The sequence below is a fragment of the Streptomyces sp. NPDC027962 genome (assembly GCF_055566095.1).
This window is the reverse complement of sequence record NZ_JBVHTA010000114.1, coordinates 1-1,404: the sequence shown is the minus strand read 5'-3', so window position 1 is coordinate 1,404 and position 1,404 is coordinate 1. Positions and strand designations below refer to the sequence as shown.

The window sequence follows — 1,404 nt, the reverse complement described above, 5'->3', positions numbered from 1 at the left end:
ATGCGCGGAGCAGTTGGCACAGTGCTGAATGCGCAGGTACCGTTGTAGTCGTCGACTGAGACTCTGGGAGGCAGTTATGCTTGGAGATATTAAGTTCGACGAAGAGCTAAACGAGTGGGTACTCATTGAAGGCTCCGTACTCAAGTCCCAAACGTCTGACCTCATGCTCGACGCGCCATCACGAAGGTCAGCTCAAGGTGGACATCGTCGAGCACTTGTTCACGACTCGACAGATGGTCTCACGGTTAACTTCAATGGAGACTATCCTGGCGGCGTGAGCATAGTGAACGCGATAATCAACCTCAACCACCGAGTGCAGCGCGGCGGAACGCCGAAACTTCCCAAGAACGCTACGGTCGGAGACATAATTCTCGTCCTGCATAAGGGTGGTCGCGATGGGGGTATGCGCGTGTTGGATTCCTGTACGCTCTGGCTTTGCACCGGCCAGAGGATGGCCTTCGCCGTGGGTCAGAGCCCAACTGCCGAATGGCAGAAGATAGAGCTGGGCGACCAGGTTGGGGGCACGGAGTAACATTCTACCCACCCATCAGGATGTCGCCTCCAGAGCAGAAGTGACCAATGGGCTGGCCGGGGCGTCGAATCCGGTTCGCCATGCTGCAATAGCCGTCAGGAGATTGCCGTGACACGTCACGCGCCGGAACTGAAGTCAATCACGACGACCGAAGACGGTGGTCTCGCCGTAGAGTGGGCAGTCGACGGCCTCTCCCCAGCCTCGGATCCGCCAGAGAAGGTGCGTATCGACCTGAACGGTGTGTTCTTCTCTGAATTGGACGGAGATGAGACATCGGTAGAGGTGCCCAAGACAGCGATTGAGGCGCTCGGAACAACCACGGTCATGGTCAGTGTGTCGTTCTGGTGGAGCGGCAGCCAATCCGAGGAGCTGCAGAGGACATTCCCCCCAATCTCCGTGGGTAGCGGTCCCACTCAAGGTACATCCGGCGCCTCCGTCGCGACGCCTGTGGTAGAGGTGGTCAAAGTGCAGCCACGGACCCTCCACAGCGCGGCAAGCATCACTCTTTCCTGGCGATCGAACAACTACAACGATGGCAATATCGTCTGGGGTCCTGAATCTCAGCCCGATGCGTTTCGCCACAGCATTAGGCCCCGCGCATACGGCGCAATCTACCATGGAACCTTCACGACCGATCAGCCCCTCATCCCAAATGCGTTGTATTACTTTAAGGTTGCGGTTCGGAACACGCATCTCAACACACCGTGGACCTCCGCGACAGCTGTTGTTCGGTCACCCGCCCTAGTCTCCTCAGTGCGCCGTTTCATGGAGATGAACGATTTTCCGACTTCGGTCGGCTTGCGAACAATGCAGGCCGCGGATCAAGGCGTCCGCCAAGTGCTTTATGGGGGGCTGTAAGAGGGCGTCAGATC

General features: G+C 57.8%; 2 protein-coding genes. Both read left to right on the top strand.

What is annotated here, in order from left to right; all coding sequences use genetic code 11:
- Positions 1 to 274 precede the first annotated feature (274 nt).
- The gene (locus ACZ4SA_RS36915; RefSeq protein WP_468283246.1) at positions 275 to 532 is read left to right on the top strand and encodes a hypothetical protein; all 258 of its coding nucleotides are present in this window, start codon (positions 275 to 277) and stop codon (positions 530 to 532) included.
- Positions 533 to 640: 108 nt separating this feature from the next.
- Positions 641 to 1,390 (top strand): hypothetical protein, encoded by a 750-nt coding sequence (locus tag ACZ4SA_RS36910; protein WP_468283244.1) that lies wholly within the window; start codon positions 641 to 643, stop codon positions 1,388 to 1,390.
- The last annotated feature ends 14 nt before the right edge of the window (positions 1,391 to 1,404 follow it).